The sequence below is a fragment of the Dickeya oryzae genome (genome assembly GCF_009372235.1).
Lineage (GTDB): Bacteria > Pseudomonadota > Gammaproteobacteria > Enterobacterales > Enterobacteriaceae > Dickeya > Dickeya oryzae.
Window position 1 is genome coordinate 25,271 of record NZ_SULL01000013.1, and the last position, 17,432, is coordinate 42,702.

At 53.5% G+C, this 17,432-nt stretch carries 12 protein-coding genes and 1 pseudogene; 6 read left to right on the top strand and 7 right to left on the bottom strand.

The annotated features are described in order from the left end of the window. Nucleotides 1-37: 37 nt before the first annotated feature. From pflB to FAZ14_RS13815, 3 genes are all read left to right on the top strand, one after another. Entirely contained in the window at nt 38-2,320 is a 2,283-nt protein-coding gene (gene pflB, locus FAZ14_RS13805) for a formate C-acetyltransferase (RefSeq protein ID WP_153508710.1), read from the top strand. Between the two features lie 302 nt (nt 2,321-2,622). Beyond that, nucleotides 2,623-3,363 carry a pyruvate formate lyase 1-activating protein gene (gene pflA, locus FAZ14_RS13810; protein ID WP_153508711.1) on the top strand — a complete coding sequence of 247 codons (741 nt, stop codon included), beginning with the start codon at nt 2,623-2,625 and terminating at the stop codon, nt 3,361-3,363. Nucleotides 3,364-3,886: 523 nt separating this feature from the next. Then, nucleotides 3,887-4,816, top strand: a complete 930-nt coding sequence (locus FAZ14_RS13815) for a LysR family transcriptional regulator (RefSeq protein WP_153508805.1) — start codon at nt 3,887-3,889, stop codon at nt 4,814-4,816. A gap of 23 nt (nt 4,817-4,839) precedes the next feature. Here FAZ14_RS13815 and FAZ14_RS13820 read toward each other — a convergent pair whose 3' ends face one another. Further along, nucleotides 4,840-5,988 (bottom strand): MFS transporter, encoded by a 1,149-nt coding sequence (locus tag FAZ14_RS13820; protein ID WP_153508712.1) that lies wholly within the window; start codon nt 5,986-5,988, stop codon nt 4,840-4,842. Between the two features lie 141 nt (nt 5,989-6,129). Continuing rightward, entirely contained in the window at nt 6,130-7,038 is a 909-nt protein-coding gene (locus FAZ14_RS13825) for a LysR family transcriptional regulator (protein ID WP_153508713.1), read from the bottom strand. 103 nt (nt 7,039-7,141) lie between these two features. On the opposite strand from FAZ14_RS13825, the gene FAZ14_RS13830 reads away from it, so the two are divergent. The 3 genes from FAZ14_RS13830 to FAZ14_RS13840 all read left to right on the top strand — a co-directional run bounded on the left by FAZ14_RS13830 (nt 7,142) and on the right by FAZ14_RS13840 (nt 9,697). Then, nucleotides 7,142-8,017, top strand: coding sequence for an MBL fold metallo-hydrolase (locus FAZ14_RS13830; protein WP_153508714.1), 876 nt, complete (start codon nt 7,142-7,144; stop codon nt 8,015-8,017). Between the two features lie 286 nt (nt 8,018-8,303). Then, nucleotides 8,304-8,948 carry a DsbA family protein gene (locus FAZ14_RS13835; RefSeq protein ID WP_012884959.1) on the top strand — a complete coding sequence of 215 codons (645 nt, stop codon included), beginning with the start codon at nt 8,304-8,306 and terminating at the stop codon, nt 8,946-8,948. A gap of 143 nt (nt 8,949-9,091) precedes the next feature. Beyond that, nucleotides 9,092-9,697: a glutathione S-transferase family protein gene (locus FAZ14_RS13840; RefSeq protein WP_016943851.1), complete on the top strand. Its 606-nt coding sequence runs from the start codon at nt 9,092-9,094 to the stop codon at nt 9,695-9,697. 76 nt (nt 9,698-9,773) lie between these two features. Here FAZ14_RS13840 and dmsD read toward each other — a convergent pair whose 3' ends face one another. The 5 genes and pseudogenes from dmsD to FAZ14_RS20480 form a co-directional block, all read right to left on the bottom strand. Next, nucleotides 9,774-10,388, bottom strand: coding sequence for a Tat proofreading chaperone DmsD (dmsD, locus tag FAZ14_RS13845; protein ID WP_016943852.1), 615 nt, complete (start codon nt 10,386-10,388; stop codon nt 9,774-9,776). Between the two features lie 282 nt (nt 10,389-10,670). Further along, complete coding sequence (serS, locus tag FAZ14_RS13850) at nt 10,671-11,966, bottom strand: serine--tRNA ligase (protein ID WP_038926425.1); 1,296 nt, start codon at nt 11,964-11,966, stop codon at nt 10,671-10,673. A 106-nt stretch (nt 11,967-12,072) separates the two neighbouring features. Beyond that, entirely contained in the window at nt 12,073-13,416 is a 1,344-nt protein-coding gene (locus tag FAZ14_RS13855) for a replication-associated recombination protein A (protein ID WP_016943752.1), read from the bottom strand. 7 nt (nt 13,417-13,423) lie between these two features. Further along, nucleotides 13,424-14,038: an outer membrane lipoprotein periplasmic chaperone LolA gene (gene lolA, locus FAZ14_RS13860; RefSeq protein ID WP_016943751.1), complete on the bottom strand. Its 615-nt coding sequence runs from the start codon at nt 14,036-14,038 to the stop codon at nt 13,424-13,426. Between the two features lie 189 nt (nt 14,039-14,227). Beyond that, nucleotides 14,228-16,660: pseudogene (locus FAZ14_RS20480) on the bottom strand (DNA translocase FtsK); the annotation flags it as partial. Nucleotides 16,661-17,432 lie beyond the last annotated feature (772 nt).

Genomic DNA, 17,432 nt, shown 5'->3' on the forward strand with positions numbered 1-17,432 from the left:
TCGGGTTATAAAAATCCAAATCAAAGGTAGGTGTAATATGACCGAACTTAATCAGAAACTCGCCCAGGCTTGGGAAGGTTTTAGCAAAGGCGAATGGCAGAATGGCGTCAACGTACGTGACTTCATTCAGAAAAACTACACGCCGTATGAAGGTGACGAAGCCTTCCTGGCCGGTGCTACCCAGGCAACCAGCTCCCTGTGGGACAAGGTGATGGAAGGCATCAAACAGGAAAACCGTACCCATGCGCCGGTTGATTTCGATACCGACGTTGCAGCTACCATCACTTCCCACGACGCAGGCTATATCAACAAGAGCCTGGAAAAAATCGTTGGTCTGCAGACTGATGCTCCGCTGAAACGTGCGATTATCCCGTTCGGTGGTATCAAGATGGTGGAAGGTTCCTGTGAAGTTTACGGTCGTAAACTGGATCCGCAGCTGAAAAAAATCTTCACTGACTACCGCAAAACTCACAACCAGGGTGTGTTCGACGTTTATACTCCGGACATCCTGCGCTGCCGTAAATCCGGTGTGTTGACTGGTCTGCCTGACGCATACGGCCGTGGTCGTATCATCGGTGACTATCGCCGTGTTGCGCTGTACGGTATCGACTACCTGATGGCAGACAAATTCGCCCAGTTCACTTCTCTGCAATCCAAACTGGAAAACGGTGAAGATCTGGAAGCGACCATCCGTCTGCGTGAAGAAATTGCCGACCAGCACCGTGCGCTGGGTCAGATCAAAGAAATGGCTGCCAAATACGGTTGCGACATTTCTGGTCCGGCAACAAACGCTCAGGAAGCGGTACAGTGGACCTACTTCGGTTATCTGGCTGCAGTTAAATCTCAGAACGGCGCAGCAATGTCCTTCGGTCGTGTATCCACATTCCTGGATATCTACATCGAGCGCGATCTGAAAGCGGGTAAAATCACCGAGCAGGAAGCCCAGGAACTGATCGACCACCTGGTAATGAAACTGCGTATGGTGCGTTTCCTGCGTACCCCGGAATACGATGAACTGTTCTCCGGCGACCCGATTTGGGCAACGGAATCTCTGGCTGGTATGGGTCTGGATGGTCGTACGCTGGTTACCAAAAACAGCTTCCGTTTCCTGAACACCCTGTACACCATGGGGCCGTCTCCGGAACCGAACATGACCATCCTGTGGTCTGAAAAACTGCCGCTGAACTTCAAGAAATTCGCCGCTAAAGTGTCTATCGATACTTCTTCTCTGCAGTACGAGAACGATGACCTGATGCGTCCGGACTTCAACAATGACGACTATGCTATCGCTTGCTGTGTAAGCCCGATGGTTGTCGGTAAACAAATGCAGTTCTTCGGTGCCCGCGCTAACCTGGCGAAAACCATGCTGTACGCTATCAACGGCGGTGTGGACGAAAAACTGAAAATGCAGGTCGGCCCGAAATCTGAACCGATCAAAGGCGATGTACTGAACTTTGACGAAGTGATGGAACGTATGGATCACTTCATGGACTGGCTGGCTAAACAGTACGTCACCGCGTTGAACATCATCCACTACATGCACGACAAATACAGCTACGAAGCATCGCTGATGGCTCTGCATGACCGTGACGTGTTCCGTACTATGGCATGTGGTATCGCAGGTCTGTCTGTTGCAGCTGACTCCCTGTCTGCTATCAAATATGCCAAAGTCAAACCGGTTCGTGACGAAAATGGTCTGGCGGTAGACTTTAACATCGAAGGTGAATACCCGCAGTTCGGTAACAACGACCCGCGTGTCGATGACCTGGCTTGTGACCTGGTTGAACGTTTCATGAAGAAAATTCAGAAACTGAATACCTACCGTGGTGCTACCCCGACCCAGTCCGTACTGACCATCACCTCCAACGTGGTATACGGTAAGAAAACCGGTAACACGCCGGATGGTCGTCGCGCTGGTGCACCGTTCGGACCGGGTGCCAACCCGATGCACGGTCGTGACCAGAAAGGTGCCGTTGCCTCTCTGACCTCCGTCGCTAAACTGCCGTTCGCCTACGCAAAAGATGGTATTTCTTATACCTTCTCTATCGTGCCGAACGCACTGGGTAAAGACGATGACGTGCGTAAAACCAACCTGGCTGGTTTGATGGATGGTTACTTCCACCACGAAGCGTCTATCGAAGGTGGTCAACACCTGAACGTCAACGTAATGAACCGCGAAATGCTGCTCGACGCGATGGAAAACCCGGAAAAATATCCGCAGTTGACCATCCGTGTATCAGGTTACGCCGTTCGCTTTAACTCGCTGACCAAAGAACAGCAGCAAGACGTTATTACCCGTACTTTCACTCAGTCCATGTAATTACATGTCTGTCTGAAAAGGCGTAAACTAAAGGCTCCACATCGGTGGGGCCTTTTTATAACGGGTATCCAGTCCGTTTTCTTTGTGGGCCGCCCAGCGGCGCTAAAGATTTCTTCCAGAAATTTTTTCACCACTCCTGCCGAAATAAATCAGAACCTGTTTTGTCAGCCTGCTCTCATCGGCTGGCAGGCTGACAAAACAGATTCGACGCCGAACACCGTGGTGTAGCCCTTCGTGCTACCCTGTTGTTACTGCGCTCATTGCAGGCCGTTATTTCCCGGCCCAACCTGGAGAAACCTCGCATGTCAGTTATTGGTCGCATTCACTCTTTCGAATCCTGTGGCACCGTAGACGGCCCCGGTATTCGCTTCATCACCTTTTTCCAGGGGTGCTTGATGCGTTGCCTCTACTGCCACAATCGTGATACCTGGGATACCCACGGCGGTAAGGAAATCACAGTGGAAGAGCTGATGAAGGAAGTGGTGACCTATCGCCATTTTATGAATGCGTCCGGCGGTGGTGTAACAGCATCAGGCGGAGAGGCTATTCTACAGGCTGAATTCGTTCGCGACTGGTTCCGTGCCTGTCATGAGCAAGGGATTAATACCTGTCTGGATACCAACGGTTTTGTACGACGCTACGACCCGGTAATTGACGAACTGCTGGATGCCACCGACCTGGTTATGTTGGATCTCAAGCAGCTTAACGACGAGATCCACCAGAACCTGGTGGGGGTATCCAATCACCGTACACTGGATTTCGCCCGTTATCTTGCCAAACGCAACCAACGTACCTGGATTCGTTATGTGGTCGTGCCTGGCTGGAGTGATGACGATGCCTCCGCTCATTTGCTGGGCGAGTTTACCCAAGGGATGAGTAACATTGAAAAGATCGAGCTATTGCCCTATCACGAATTAGGCAAGCACAAATGGACAGCCATGGGCGAGGAATACAAGCTGGATGGCGTGAAGCCGCCTAAAGCCGACACCATGGATCGCGTTAAGTCCATTCTGGCCAGTTACGGTCACAAAGTGGTGTATTAATCGGTAAACACCACCGCTCAAGGCAGGGAAAACCGCCTGCCTTGCTGACCTGTCTGGGTCAACGTCATCTGCTAACGCACTCTGGCTGGCTATCGCCAGCGTTTCTCCTTCTCCCACTCGCTGGCCTATCCAGTGGTATTGTCCACAGGCATCACCATGTTCCTTACTCGTCACGTGTCACAATACGAAGCAAGCGCGCACGATAAAAATAAAGCATGATAGCGATGATGTGACAGAGAGCAGCGCGCCACTCAATGAGGCTAGATGGAAAAACTCAGGGCATCGTGCATCACACATTGCGGGATATCGACTCGCTGAGATAAGGCGAGAGGTATACGCCATAGAAACAAGACATAGAACACAATGGATGGCGTTCAATGCTAATTGAACCAGCTTATACCCAAAGTAATCACACCTCAGGACCAGCGCTCGCGCAGACACCTGCACAATGCGGAGTAGCGTGATGCTGACAGCCTGCTGGCAACCTGAACTACGCTGGGTATTTGTACTTCAGGGACACATTATGCGGCTCGATAAACTGGAAATTCGTTGGCTGAAACTATTCTGCAAGATTGTTGAGAATAAAGGGATCACCAATGCACAGGAGGCCACTGGTCTGAGTCAGCCAGTGCTGAGTCACTACCTGTCGCGACTTGAGGACACGCTAGGGCTGATTCTGTGTGAGCGCGGCCGCAGTGGGTTTTTACTCACGACAGAGGGTGAGTTGGTTTATCAGGAAGCGCGTTCGGTTATCGCTACACTGGATGACTTTGCCAATCGACTGGCTCGGATCAAACATGAGCTGATTGGTGAGGTAAGACTGGGCTGTCTGGATAATATTGTTTCGCACCCGGAGCGAGCCGTTCCATTAGCCATAAGCCGTTTACTTGAGTTAAGCCCCGATGCATCAATGAACCTCTACATCAGCGATCATCAGTCGCTGATGGAGCGGCTACGCAACAGCGAGTTGGATGTCATATTGACCGTCCTGCCAGATGATGTGCCACCTGATATTTTCTTCCAGCCGGCTTTTATTGAGCACAGTTCATTCTATGCAGCCGCAGAACACGCTGGACGTATTGAACAGGAATGGCGTGACGGCACCCTTAACCCAAAGCGGTTATTGGTTGGTGGTTACGCCATGAACGAGATGTGCAAACAGCTCGGACCGGTGGCCAAACAAGGACAACAACAGATTGCCTGTAGCGAGGAAGGTTGCATGCTACTGATTTTAGCTGGCACGCACGTGGGCTTCTTGCCGGACCATTATGCTTCACGCTGGGTGCAGGAAGGCATGCTGACGGCCATTGCACCGGAAGACCTGCGGCTTAACAGTATTTTTTATCTGGTTCGCAACGCCAGACAGCGATTAAGCCCGGTGGCTGAAGTCCTGTGGAACAACATTGCCGAAATCGGGCAACTTTCGCCAGCCTATCGTCGACGCCGACTGTAAATCAGTCGGCGTCGGCAGTCACCTCATACCGCCAGCGGTCGGGGGTGATGGTCGGCTTTTTTCAGCAGAATAATCAAATACCCCAGCGATACCGCTGCAATCAGCACAAACAGTAACATGTCGGAATAGGTCTGCATCAGCATAGCGGCAAGGCTCGGTCCGCACAGGCTACCAATGGTATAGCTAAGTAGTAACGCCTGATTCATGGCGACCAGTTCATTGGGTGCCACCTTCTCGCAAGCCCACGACATTGCTACCGGATACAGCGTAAACCCGGCGGCACCAAGCAGAAACAGCGACGATGCCATGCTATATCGCCCCGGAAGCAGTATCGCCAGTGAACCGAGGATCACGGCAAACACCAGCACTCGCAGCACCAGCAATCTACCGTAGCGATCCGCCATTCGTCCGACTGGCCATTGTCCGAGAATACCCGCGCTGATTAATAACGCCATCCAGTAACCGACACTGGCGTCACTCATCCCCTGATGAGCCAGATACAGCGGCATCAAACCATACAGCGACCCCAGAATGATCCCGGAAATCACACACCCCTGAATCCCCAAGCGGGCAGTGCGATAGCGTAGCATCCGCCAGACGTTGACACGGTGCGTAACGGGCTGAGGAGGTGGGATGCGGGCAAACAGTAACGGCAGAGCAGCCAGCAGCACCAACGCCACCAGCCAGGGCAGAATACTGAACAGTGCGGTAGACACCATGCTCAGGAGCAACTGCCCAACAACGCTGCCCAAATAGTAGGCCATCATGTACGCGGCCAGCAATTGCCCTCGATTGAGCGCATTACCGCTGCACAGTAGCGCGCTTTCTACTACGACCCAAATCAGCGCACAGGCAATCCCGGCAACAAAGCGCCACAGAATCCAGCTCCAAATATCCGGCGATAATGCCAACGCGGCCGTCGCACCGCCAAACATCAGTACTGCCAGGTAGTAACTGCGATTAAAACCGCTGTATCGAATTAACCTGCCAGCCACCAGCGTACCCACCAAATTCCCACTGAAATAGGCTGACCCTACAACGCCTACCTGCCAGACCGGCAATTGACGATCATTGAGCCATAACGGCACCAGTGTATTTAACACGGCCAGACAAACAGTAAGCAGCAACAGCCCACAGAGCAACAGCAGAACCGGGCGTGTATAGGTTGACATGGAAAGGCAAACCGAAAAGAGAGGATATTTTGCGCGCATCATGCCACTGACAATGGCAAAGTCAATCGCCTTCTCACCGGCTGTCGCACATTTTGTCCATGCGTCCCGATTGCCAGCCGATGCAGTGCCTTGGCGGACATCTCAGCGCCGGGCTACACGCTTCCATTCCAGATTATTACCGAACCATTCCGCCAGAAAATCCACCAGCGCTCGCAACGCAGGCAACATTCTCTCGCGCGAGTGATACACCGCGTAAATATCCAACTCTTGCGGCTGTGATTCCGGAAATAGGGCAATCAGCCGTTTACTGGCGATCAGATCGGTAACGGAATAGACCGGTTGTAAACTTACTCCAGCGCCATTTAGCGCCGCCTCCAGCAACATCAACGAATCATTGGCGCTGAAGCTACCGCTGACCGGTACCGCTATCGTGTCTCCCTTACGGGTAAACTGCCACAGGCTCTTACCGAAGAACGAATAGGTCAGGCAATTATGTACGGCCAGGTCTTCCACGCGCTGCGGTGTACCGTGCGCCGCCAGATACGAAGGGGCCGCACACACGACCGACGGACAGCCTCCCAACCGGCGAGCAATTAACCCCGAATCTAACTGACTGGTGATACGAATAGCCAGATCGATACGCTCCTCAATCAGATTCAGGGTATGGCTTGCGACCTGTAGGTCAACCGCTGTTTTGGGATAACGCAGCAGATAAGTCGTAATGGCTGCAACCAACGTCGCCTGCGCCAGTGACGGAGAACAGGTCAGCCGCAGTAAGCCCGAGGGCTCCTTCCTGCCTTTGGCTGGCATATCGAGTTTGTGCGATACAGCCAACAACTCACGGCAATGCTGCAACACCGTTTCGCCCTCATGGGTCAGGCTCAGTTGCCGGGTGCTGCGGTGCAATAATCGAGCCTCAGCCCAACGCTCCATTTCAGCCAGATACCGGGTCACCATCGCACGGGACATCTCCAGCGCGTCGGCCGCCCCAGTCAGGCTACCTTGTTCGGTGATAGTGACAAATACCTGAGCGGCGGTAATTCTATCCATTATTTGTCCGATTTATGCAACAAAGACGACCGAAAGTGAGGATTTTTCTTTATGAAAATGAAATTTATCATGACGTCCTCTCATTCAGGAAGGAGTATTCCCCATGTTAAAACGCACCCTGCTTGCCACGCTGTTAGCGTCTATGGCATTTTCCGCTTCCGCGGCATTAAAAATGGAAGTCTATAACCCCGGAGCAAAATCCCTCTTCCCGGTGTCGTCTGAAATCATCACCGGGGAACATGACGCCTTACTCATTGATGCCCAGTTCCAGCGTAACGACGCCGAGAATCTGGTGGCAAAAATCCGCGCTACCGGAAAAAAACTGAAGACTATCTACATCAGCCATCATGACCCGGATTTCTATTTTGGTCTGGATGTATTGAAGGCCGCCTTCCCTGACGCACAGATTGTAGCCACACCACAAACTATCGCGGCCATCAACGCGACTAAAGACAAGAAAATCGCCTACTGGGGCCCCATACTGAAAGAAAATGCGCCGAAACAGGTCATCACTCCTCAGCCGCTAAACACCGATCACCTGACACTCGAAGGCAGCAACATCGATATCATGGGGCTGAAAGGGGCAACGCCGGACAGAACCTTTGTCTGGATCCCGTCACTGAAAGCCGTCATCGGCGGCGTGCAAACCTCAGCCAATATCCATGTGTGGGTCGCAGATACCCAAACTACCGCCTCACGTCAGGCATGGTTGAGCGATCTGGATACTATCGACAAGCTCAACCCAACCACGGTAGTACCCGGTCACTACCTGCCTAACAAGGATGGCTCATCACCCTGGTCACTGCAGAATGTGAGCTTTACCCGGGATTACCTGAAAACCTTCGAGAAGAACATTCCGATATCGGCGAATAGCACTGCGCTGGTTGAGGCAATGAAACTCGCTTACCCGGATCTCGGTGAGGCCGCCTCGCTGGAACTGAGCGCCAGGGTCATCAAAAGCGAAATGCAGTGGCCTTAATATTCACCGGATAATATCTGCGGTTGCCGCGACACGGTCCACCTTGATGCCTGGCGGTGGGGACTTTTCTTTCAGGTTTGCGATCTGTGATCGCAGAACCGGAAGGATAAAATGACACCACCGCCTGCTAACTCTCAGGAAATAGACAATAATTAAGACAGAGCGTCACACAGGTAGTCATAGCAGGCCACTCTGGCAATTGCTCGGGAAGGTTTGTGGCGCGATAACCAGTCTCTTTCCCTTTGCTGATGTGCCCCATCCATCGGGCAACATACGGAGCGTATGAATGAACAGGCTACACTACATCTTCGATCCTCTGTGCGGTTGGTGTTACGCCGCAGCGCCGTTAATCCATGCAGCTCGCAAAATTGAAGGGCTGCCTGTCGTGCTGCACGCTGGTGGCATGATGACCGGACCGAACCGGCGGCGCATCACGCCGGAATGGCGGGATTACGTTCAGCCGCACGATCGTCGCATTGCCCAGATGAGCGGACAGCCATTCGGTGATGGTTATTTCAATGGCCTACTGTGGGATGTTACCGCAACGCTGGATTCAGAACCCCCTACAACAGCCATTCTGGCAGCCGAGGAGCTCGGTGGCCGGGGAATTGATTTACTCGAGCGTTTGCAACGCGCCCATTATGTTGAAGGGCTGTGCATCTCCGAAACATCGGTACTACTGAAAATGGCGGTAGAAATTGGTTTGCCGCTGGAAGACTTTGAAAACGCCTGCATACACTGGCGTGGTTTACCCACCCGTAAGCACATTGAGGAAAGCCGCCAGTGGCTGACCCAATCAGGCGGTGCCGGTTTCCCCACCATCGTTTTCGCGGTAGACGATATTTTTACCACGTTGAACATCGCGCCCTGGCTGGGACGAGCAGACGACTGGCATAACTACCTGCTCAAACTGGTAGAAGAGAATCAGTAGCCCACATTCAACCCGCTATTTCATGAACAACGCTATCAGAAACAGCGGGTTGCTCCAGTCCAGACGAGGCATCTGATTTTTTTTTCGCCGGGCATGATATGGGATGGTAGTCCTTTCATCAGAAAAGCACACAGGGCGATCTAATGATTCGAGTTCATCATCTCAATACCTCGCGCTCGCAGCGGATTTTATGGCTTCTGGAAGAGTTGGATGTGCCGTATGACGTGATCAATTACCAGCGTAATAAAGCCACGATGCGCGCACCGGCCTCGTTACGCGATATTCATCCGCTGGGGAAAGCACCGGTCATTGAACACGATGGCAAGGTTCTGGCAGAAACGGGACTGATTCTGGAATATCTGGTTGCGACATTTGGCCCGCATCTGGCACCGCCCGCTGATAGCACGGATTTCTGGCGTTACCGGTACTGGATGCACTACGCCGAGGGCTCGTTAATGTCGGCTATGTTACTCAAACTGGTGGCGTACAAGATGGGTCCGTTCGGCTGGCCAATCCGCAATATGGTCAATACCCAATGCAACCTGCATTACGATTTTCTGGAACAAGAAGCGGCAACCTCTCGCTGGCTGGCCGGTGATACTTTCTCAGCAGCGGATATCATGATGGGATTCCCGTTGGATATCGCCGCTCAACGCGGCTGGATCTCACCTTCTCGCCCTCACCTCTGGCGTTTACTGGAAGCAATGCGGGCACGACCTGCCTGGCAGCGAGCTGCACGATACGGATAAAGTATTCAACAGGCACTACACACATCAATCCCCCCCACTACTCACAGATAGAGCCGGGGGTATTACTCAATGAGGATTAATAAAAAAGCGCCTTCTCCTTCTGGATTAACTGAAAACGCCCCTGCCAGTCCTGCAGGGTAATGTGTGTTAACCGAGCCACGCCCTGATAGAACGGATGGCCGCAATGGCGCTCCAGTAAATCCAGATAACGCATCGCCCACGGTAGCAAATGTTCACTAAGCAGTTCCGGCAGGCTGTCTGGTTGATTTTCCGCACACCACGCTGCCAGCATCAGCATCAACCCGATGTGATCTTCCGGTTCACGGCGATCACAACGCGGCTCAATACCCAACTCCCGCAGCCAGCGCCGCAGCGCCAGTGTCGAATCACCAAACAACACGTTTTGCCTGTCAAGGTATACCGACCCCCAGGGTGGAACGGGCATGCCTTCATCACCACTGAGCCATCGCTTCCAGGCAAGCGATAACCGCTCATCGTAACCGGGTTGTAACCCGCTATGAATTTGTCGGGCAACAGTGGCAATATCGGCCTGGTTACCACACGGCCATGTCTGCTGCCACGCAGCGTGCCTCAGCCGTTCAATCAATGCGACATTGTGTTCATCATCAGGTGAGTAATAGAGTAGCGCACCCAGTAAGCGCCCGGTCAGACTAACGATATGTCGTGGCATAAATCACCTCGCTGGCTCAATCCTCAGGAGTTCCCCCCCTTCTTCTCATCGTGCTGCCCTTGCCTTTCTTCTTTTGAAAGCCGCCCGGTCAGTGCAATGACAAAAAACTTAGAACCCGATGAGCCTGCGCTCCATAAGAGGATGCCTGAATCCTCTTATCAACGTCGCTATAAACGTGAAATCAGACTATTCCACACCGTGTCATCAGGACAGGATGGATTTCAAAGGATAAAAAAAGCGCCCCGAAGAGCGCTTTAATGAGAACGTTAAAATAGGCGAAGGTTAACCAATAAACTGCACACCGTTCATATACGGACGCAGCACTTCTGGCACTTCGATCCGGCCGTCGGCTTGCTGATAATTTTCCAGCACCGCAACCAGCGCACGCCCCACAGCCAGACCAGAGCCGTTCAGGGTATGTACCAACCGGGTTTTCTTATCACCTTTGCTGCGGCAACGCGCTAGCATACGGCGGGCCTGGAAATCCCCACAGTTGGAGCAGGAAGAGATTTCACGGTAGGTATTCTGCGCCGGCAACCAGACTTCCAGATCGTATGTTTTGCATGCGCCAAAGCCCATGTCACCGCTGCACAGCAGCACTTTGCGATACGGCAGCTTTAGCAGTTGCAGTACTTTCTCTGCATGACCGGTCAGTTCCTCCAGCGCTTGCATAGAGTCTTCCGGACGGACGATCTGCACCATTTCGACTTTATCGAACTGGTGTACACGGATAAGACCGCGCATATCCCGACCATAAGAGCCAGCCTCAGAGCGGAAGCATGGTGTATGTGCGGTTAGTTTGATCGGCAGCGACTCTTCATCCAGAATTTCATCACGTACCAGATTGGTTAACGGCACTTCCGCGGTTGGAATCAACGCATAGTTGCTGGTTTCAGATTCTTCTTCCAGAGGGCGGGTGTGAAACAAATCCTCTTTAAACTTAGGCAACTGCCCCGTGCCATACAATGTGGCATGGTTGACCAGATAAGGGACATACGCCTCCTCATAGCCATGCTCAGCGGTATGCAGGTTGAGCATAAACTGCGCCAACGCACGATGTAACCGGGCTACCTGACCTTTCATCACCGAGAAACGGGAACCCGTCAGCTTCACGCCCAGCGCCATGCTCAAGCCGCCCGTCAGTTCACCCAAATCGACATGGTCGCGCACAGGGAAATCAAACTGACGTGCTTCACCCCAACGCATGACTTCCTGATTTTCTGTGTCGTCTTTGCCCAGTGGCACACAATCATCAGGCATATTGGGAATCGTCAGAGCAATCGCTTCAATGTCACTCTGCACCTGCTGTAATTCAGCCTTGGCGGCATCCAGCTTCTCACCCAATTCATTGACATCACGACGCAGTGGTTCAATATCTTCCCCACGCGATTTAGCCGCCCCAATCTCTTTCGATCGCGAGTTACGTTCTGCCTGCAAATTTTCTGTTTCAACCTGAAGCACTTTGCGGCGTTCTTCCAGATTACGCAGCGCTTCTACATCCAGTTTAAAATTTCGGCGAGCCAGTAATTTTTCGGCGACTGCGTCTAGCTCATTACGCAGTAAATTGGGATCGAGCATGCTAGTCCTGTGCTTGTATTATTAAGGGGATATTGATAATTACAGGGTGCCAGTGGCGGCACCGTGCAGCAGAAAATCTCGCAATAACCTTACCGCAACGTGAATGCTAGCGGTAGCGTTTTGTCGGGCTATTTTGATCCTGAGCAGCGAGCCAGGCCAGCTTTTCACCAATCTTGCCCTCTAAACCACGAGAAGTCGGCTGGTAATAACGTGTTTCTGCCATTTCAGGGGGAAAATACACTTCGCCAGCGGCATAAGCGTTAACTTCATCATGTGCGTAACGGTACTCTGCGCCCAGGCCCATCTCTTTCATCAGGCGGGTGGGTGCATTGCGTAAATGCTCCGGCACATCGTAATCCGGTTTTTCACGGGCATCACGCATCGCCGATTTAAACGCGGTATATACGGCATTACTTTTCGGCGCACACGCCAGATACACTATCGCCTGAGCGATAGCCCGTTCACCTTCTGCCGGACCGACACGGGTGAAACAATCCCAGGCGGCTATTGCCACCTGCATGGCACGGGGATCGGCATTACCGACGTCCTCGGAAGCAATCGCCAACAGACGCCGGGCAACATACAGTGGATCGCCACCGGCGGTAATGATGCGGGCATACCAATACAACGCGGCATCCGGCGCCGAACCACGAACCGATTTATGCAACGCTGAAATCAGGTCGTAATAACGATCACCTTTGTTGTCAAAGCGGGCGCTACGTTCACCTGAAACTTCTTTCAGCAATTCAAGCGTCAACAGGCGTCGGCCAGTGGCATCGGCTTCAGCCATATCCGCCATCATTTCTAACAGATTCAATGAACGGCGAGCGTCGCCGTTGACCAGTTCTGCCAGCAAATGGCGGGTTTCATCCGGCAGAACAATCTGCTGCCCACCTAATCCGCGCTCTTTGTCCTGTAACGCCTGCAACAGTACCTGCTCAATATCATCAACACTCAATGCTTTGAGCAGATAAACACGTGCGCGCGACAACAACGCCGAATTAAGTTCGAACGATGGGTTTTCCGTGGTCGCCCCAATAAACGTGATGGTGCCATCTTCGATATGGGGTAAAAACGCATCCTGCTGGCTTTTGTTAAACCGGTGTACTTCATCCACAAACAGGATGGTACGCCGTCCGGCATCACGGTTCTGGCGGGCCCGCTCGATCGCCTCGCGGATCTCCTTGATGCCAGACGTCACCGCAGAAATACGCTCGACATCAGCCTGACCGTAATGGCCAATCAACTCAGCCAGCGTCGTCTTCCCGGTACCGGGCGGTCCCCACAGAATCATGGAGTGAAGCTGCCCGGCTTCAATCGCGCGTGGTAGCGGTTTACCTGGCCCCAACAGGTGCTGCTGGCCAATGTACTGCGCCAGAGTAACCGGCCGCATTCTCGCGGCCAGTGGCTGAAACTGTTGATTGGAAAAATCGAGGGACAGGTTACTCACACACGCCTCACTGACGCTGATCGTCCACCGCTACGCCTTTTGGCGGCGTAAAACGAAACTTCGCGGCATCCACATCGCCATTCTGCTGATTCTTCAGCGTATAGGCACTGCGCTGCCCATCCTGTTCGGTGGCGGTAAAACCATGAATCGTGCCATCGCTGCTCACGTTGATAGAAAACCGCTTGAGGTTACCGCTCGCCACTCGGGGGGTCAGATCAAACTCATCCCCTTTCTGACTCACGTTATATTTGCCCCAGTCTTTCGGGTCGTTACGAGTAATCAGAATAAACGGTGTATTACCTGTCGCGTCTTTCACCCAGGTTGCCGTGACTTGTTCCACGAAAGGGTTATAAAACCATAACGTTTTGCCATCGGACACCAGCGTACTTTCATCCGGTGACGTGGTTTTCCAGTTGAACAGATTCGGGCGTTTTACCCATAGTTCACCGGCCCCTTCTTGCACTGCCGCGCCATCATCCGTCGTGACTTTCTGCGCAAAGCTGGCATGAAAGCTATTCACTTTGCTAAGACGGCTCTGCAAATCACTGGCAGCATCAGCATAGACTGCGCTGGAAACCAGACTGGTGAGCAAACAGCCCGTTATCAACCCTATTTTTATCATACAAAAAATCCTTTGCGTGTTCTTACCGCGACTGCGGCTAACCACAGGCGTCGCGCTCAACCGAACGCGACTCGGCTGGGCGCTACTGTATCCCAGCCAGAAGCGGCATGACAGACGAATTATCTGTTATCTACGACATTTTACGCTTCTTTGCAGGACGGGTGCAGGAAGCGACATCACCACTGAACATTACTCCATCGGTGGCGGAGCCAGCACCTCACGGTTGCCATTATGGCCGGGGCTGCTGACAATCCCCTGCATTTCCATCTGTTCAACGATACGCGCTGCGCGGTTATAACCGATGCGGAACTGGCGCTGTACCCCAGAAATTGAAGCACGCCGTTTTTCCACCACGAACGCTACCGCCTGATCGAACAACGGATCCAATTCTTCGTCTCCGTCAAAGCCCAGGCTACCGCCCTCGCCATCGTCATCACCACTGATAATGCTATCGATATACTCAGGACGGCCACGCGCTTTCCAATCCTGAACCACCGCATGCACTTCCTGATCACGGACAAACGCGCCGTGAACACGAATCGGGATCGACGAGTTGGGTGCCATATACAGCATATCCCCCATGCCCAGCAGCGATTCTGCGCCCCCCTGATCGAGGATGGTACGAGAATCAATCTTGCTTGATACGGTAAAGGCAATTCGGGTCGGGATGTTGGCCTTAATAAGACCTGTAATCACATCGACAGACGGACGCTGCGTTGCCAGCACCAGATGTATCCCGGCGGCACGGGCCTTCTGCGCCAGACGAGCGATCAGCTCTTCCACCTTCTTGCCCACCGCCATCATCAGGTCAGCGAATTCGTCAACCATCACCACGATATAAGGCAGTTTTTCCAACACCGGCGGCTGGGTATCCATACTGTCACCTGGCTTCCAGAACGGATCCGGGATCGGGCGACCCATCGATTCAGCCTGCATCACGCGCTCGTTATAGCCACTGAGATTACGCACGCCCAACGCTGACATCAGTTTATAGCGACGCTCCATCTCACCAACACACCAACGCAGCGCGTTAGCAGCGTCTTTCATGTCGGTCACCACTTCGGTCAACAAGTGTGGGATACCCTCGTATACCGACAATTCCAGCATTTTCGGGTCGATCATGATAAAGCGAACATCCGCGGGCGTCGCTTTATACAGCATGCTGATGATCATGGCGTTCACACCGACTGATTTACCAGAGCCGGTGGTACCGGCCACCAGTAAGTGCGGCATCTTCGCCAGATCGGCAACGACTGGCTGACCAGAGATATCTTTGCCCAATACCACAGCCAGCGGCGACGCGTTGTCACGGAATCTGTCGCAATCCAGCACTTCGCGCAGGAAGACGGTCTGACGGTGGCGGTTAGGTAGTTCAAGCCCCACATAAGGTTTGCCGGGGATAACCTCGACAATACGCACCGCTACCACCGACAACGAACGCGCCAGATCACGCGCCAGATTGGAAATACGGGCGGCCTTGACGCCAGGCGCTAAATCCAGCTCAAACCGTGTGATCACCGGCCCGGGATGGTAATCCACCACCGTTGCCTTGACGCGATAATCCGCCAGCCGGGTTTCAATCAAACGCGCCATCTCATCCAATGCAACCCGATCAACCGGTGCATCATTCATCGACGGAGGCGTTAGCAGATCTAACGACGGCAATGGCGTTGTCGGCTTCTGCAATGGCTGATCATTTCGCATCAGGAAGGGATGAATCAGGCTATCCATAATCGACGGTGATGATTCCACTTCCGCCGTTTTAGGCTCAACCTGCGCTGAGGCAGGCTCATCATCCGGGAACGACTCCTGGGCCGAGAGGGTAAACAGCGGCTCCGATGGACCATCATCCACAAGATCGGCAAACGGCGAAATGGCATAAACGCTGTCTTTTGTCTTGGGCACTTCTGTCTGAGGTGCTTCTGCCTGATGTACTGTTGGCTGATGATGTACTGCTGACTGATGTACTGCTGAGTGGCGTGGTGCTTCGGTTTTCAGCACATGGTCAGAGACATGACTGCCTGTGGCTACGGGCGGTTCAGCCACGATGGCGCGCGGCACTTCAATCTCTTCCGGTTCTGGCTCATGGGTTTCACCGTAACGGGAGTGCTGCATAGCAGCGAAGTCACGCGCCAGTTGCGCCTGCAATAGCGCATCTTGTGCTTCTTCGTGGTCTGGGTAGGTGTCGCCGTAGCGCTCACGTTGCTGGTCAGCAAAGGCTTGCCGCAATGCTGCCTCCTGGGCCAACGCCTCCTGATCATCATCAGAAAAGCCTGTCGGTGCCGGTTGCGCAGAATGCAGCGATGGTTGAGCAGCCAATGTCGGCACCGTATCTGATGGCGTTACACCAACCCCCTCCTGTGCCAGTACCCCCTCTGATGCAGTTAGCCCATTTTGCGTTGTTGAAGCCGCTATCGACTGCTCTGCATGGGATGCCTGTGCCCGTTCGGCCTCACGAGCCTGCTGTTCAGCCAGCCGCTGTGAAGGCAGTTTGATACCATACGATGCCAGCTCACGCCGGGTAGGAATGCGTACCGGATTGGGTCGCGGCAATTCCGGCCCCATACCGCGTTTCACCTGCGGGTTATTCTCTTCATCGGTAGTGAATGCCGGCATAAACGGCGTCGCACTCTTAGGCTCCGGTTCACTGATTGCCGCGACAGTACTCGCAACGGCAGCCACAGTTGTCACCGTTGCTGCTGTCCGGCCAATCCGATCGTCTGCCTGCAATGTCAGCGGCTGCCAGTCCGGCATAGTTTCCGGTAAGGATGGCGCAGAGCCAAACGGTGAGGGCATGACACCACCAGAGACAGACGACGATGGCGGATAGGACGTCGTCACCGGAGGAACATCCGCTCGCTGAGCGACTTCTGGTATGGGTTTCATGGGCGATGGCACCGAGTACGCGGTCGGTTCTGGCAACGGCGTCATCGCTATCGGTTCTGGATGTGGTTTCAGCACCGGTTCCGCATCAGGCATCGCCGTCGTAAGCTGACTCTGATTTTCCCTCTGCACATCCACACTCACATCCACTGCTGCCGCTACTGTGTTAACGACTGGGGTATCAGCCTGTGCTGATGCGGCCGCCACTGCCGATATGGCCGTCACAGCCGGTGCGGAAAACAGCACGTCGTCTTCATCCTCGTCTGCCGGGGACGGTGCAGGTGTCATCAGCACATCGTCTTTATCGGCATGTGCGACGTCATGCGCGAGATCTTCACGCAAACCATCGTGACGGACAGTATCGTGACGGACAGTGTCGTGTTGCGCGTCTACGGATTGCTCATCGACATCATCGTCATCGTAAAGGTAGTCCTCTTCACGACGACGGCCGGAAAAGAGTGTCAGGCATCCCATGACACCGGCACCGATCTTTTCCGCAATCGTCAACCAG

Excerpts from the sequence above, each read along its gene's own strand:
- FAZ14_RS13830 (WP_153508714.1), top strand. The coding sequence starts at position 7,142 with ATGTTAAAACGCACCCTGCTTGCCACGCTGTTAGCGTCTATGGCATTT.
- FAZ14_RS13820 (WP_153508712.1), bottom strand. The coding sequence starts at position 5,988 with ATGTCAACCTATACACGCCCGGTTCTGCTGTTGCTCTGTGGGCTGTTG.
- dmsD (WP_016943852.1), bottom strand. The coding sequence starts at position 10,388 with ATGCCACGACATATCGTTAGTCTGACCGGGCGCTTACTGGGTGCGCTA.
- lolA (WP_016943751.1), bottom strand. The coding sequence starts at position 14,038 with ATGATAAAAATAGGGTTGATAACGGGCTGTTTGCTCACCAGTCTGGTT.
- FAZ14_RS13825 (WP_153508713.1), bottom strand. The coding sequence starts at position 7,038 with ATGGATAGAATTACCGCCGCTCAGGTATTTGTCACTATCACCGAACAA.
- serS (WP_038926425.1), bottom strand. The coding sequence starts at position 11,966 with ATGCTCGATCCCAATTTACTGCGTAATGAGCTAGACGCAGTCGCCGAA.
- FAZ14_RS13840 (WP_016943851.1), top strand. The coding sequence starts at position 9,092 with ATGATTCGAGTTCATCATCTCAATACCTCGCGCTCGCAGCGGATTTTA.
- FAZ14_RS13835 (WP_012884959.1), top strand. The coding sequence starts at position 8,304 with ATGAACAGGCTACACTACATCTTCGATCCTCTGTGCGGTTGGTGTTAC.
- FAZ14_RS13815 (WP_153508805.1), top strand. The coding sequence starts at position 3,887 with ATGCGGCTCGATAAACTGGAAATTCGTTGGCTGAAACTATTCTGCAAG.
- pflB (WP_153508710.1), top strand. The coding sequence starts at position 38 with ATGACCGAACTTAATCAGAAACTCGCCCAGGCTTGGGAAGGTTTTAGC.
- pflA (WP_153508711.1), top strand. The coding sequence starts at position 2,623 with ATGTCAGTTATTGGTCGCATTCACTCTTTCGAATCCTGTGGCACCGTA.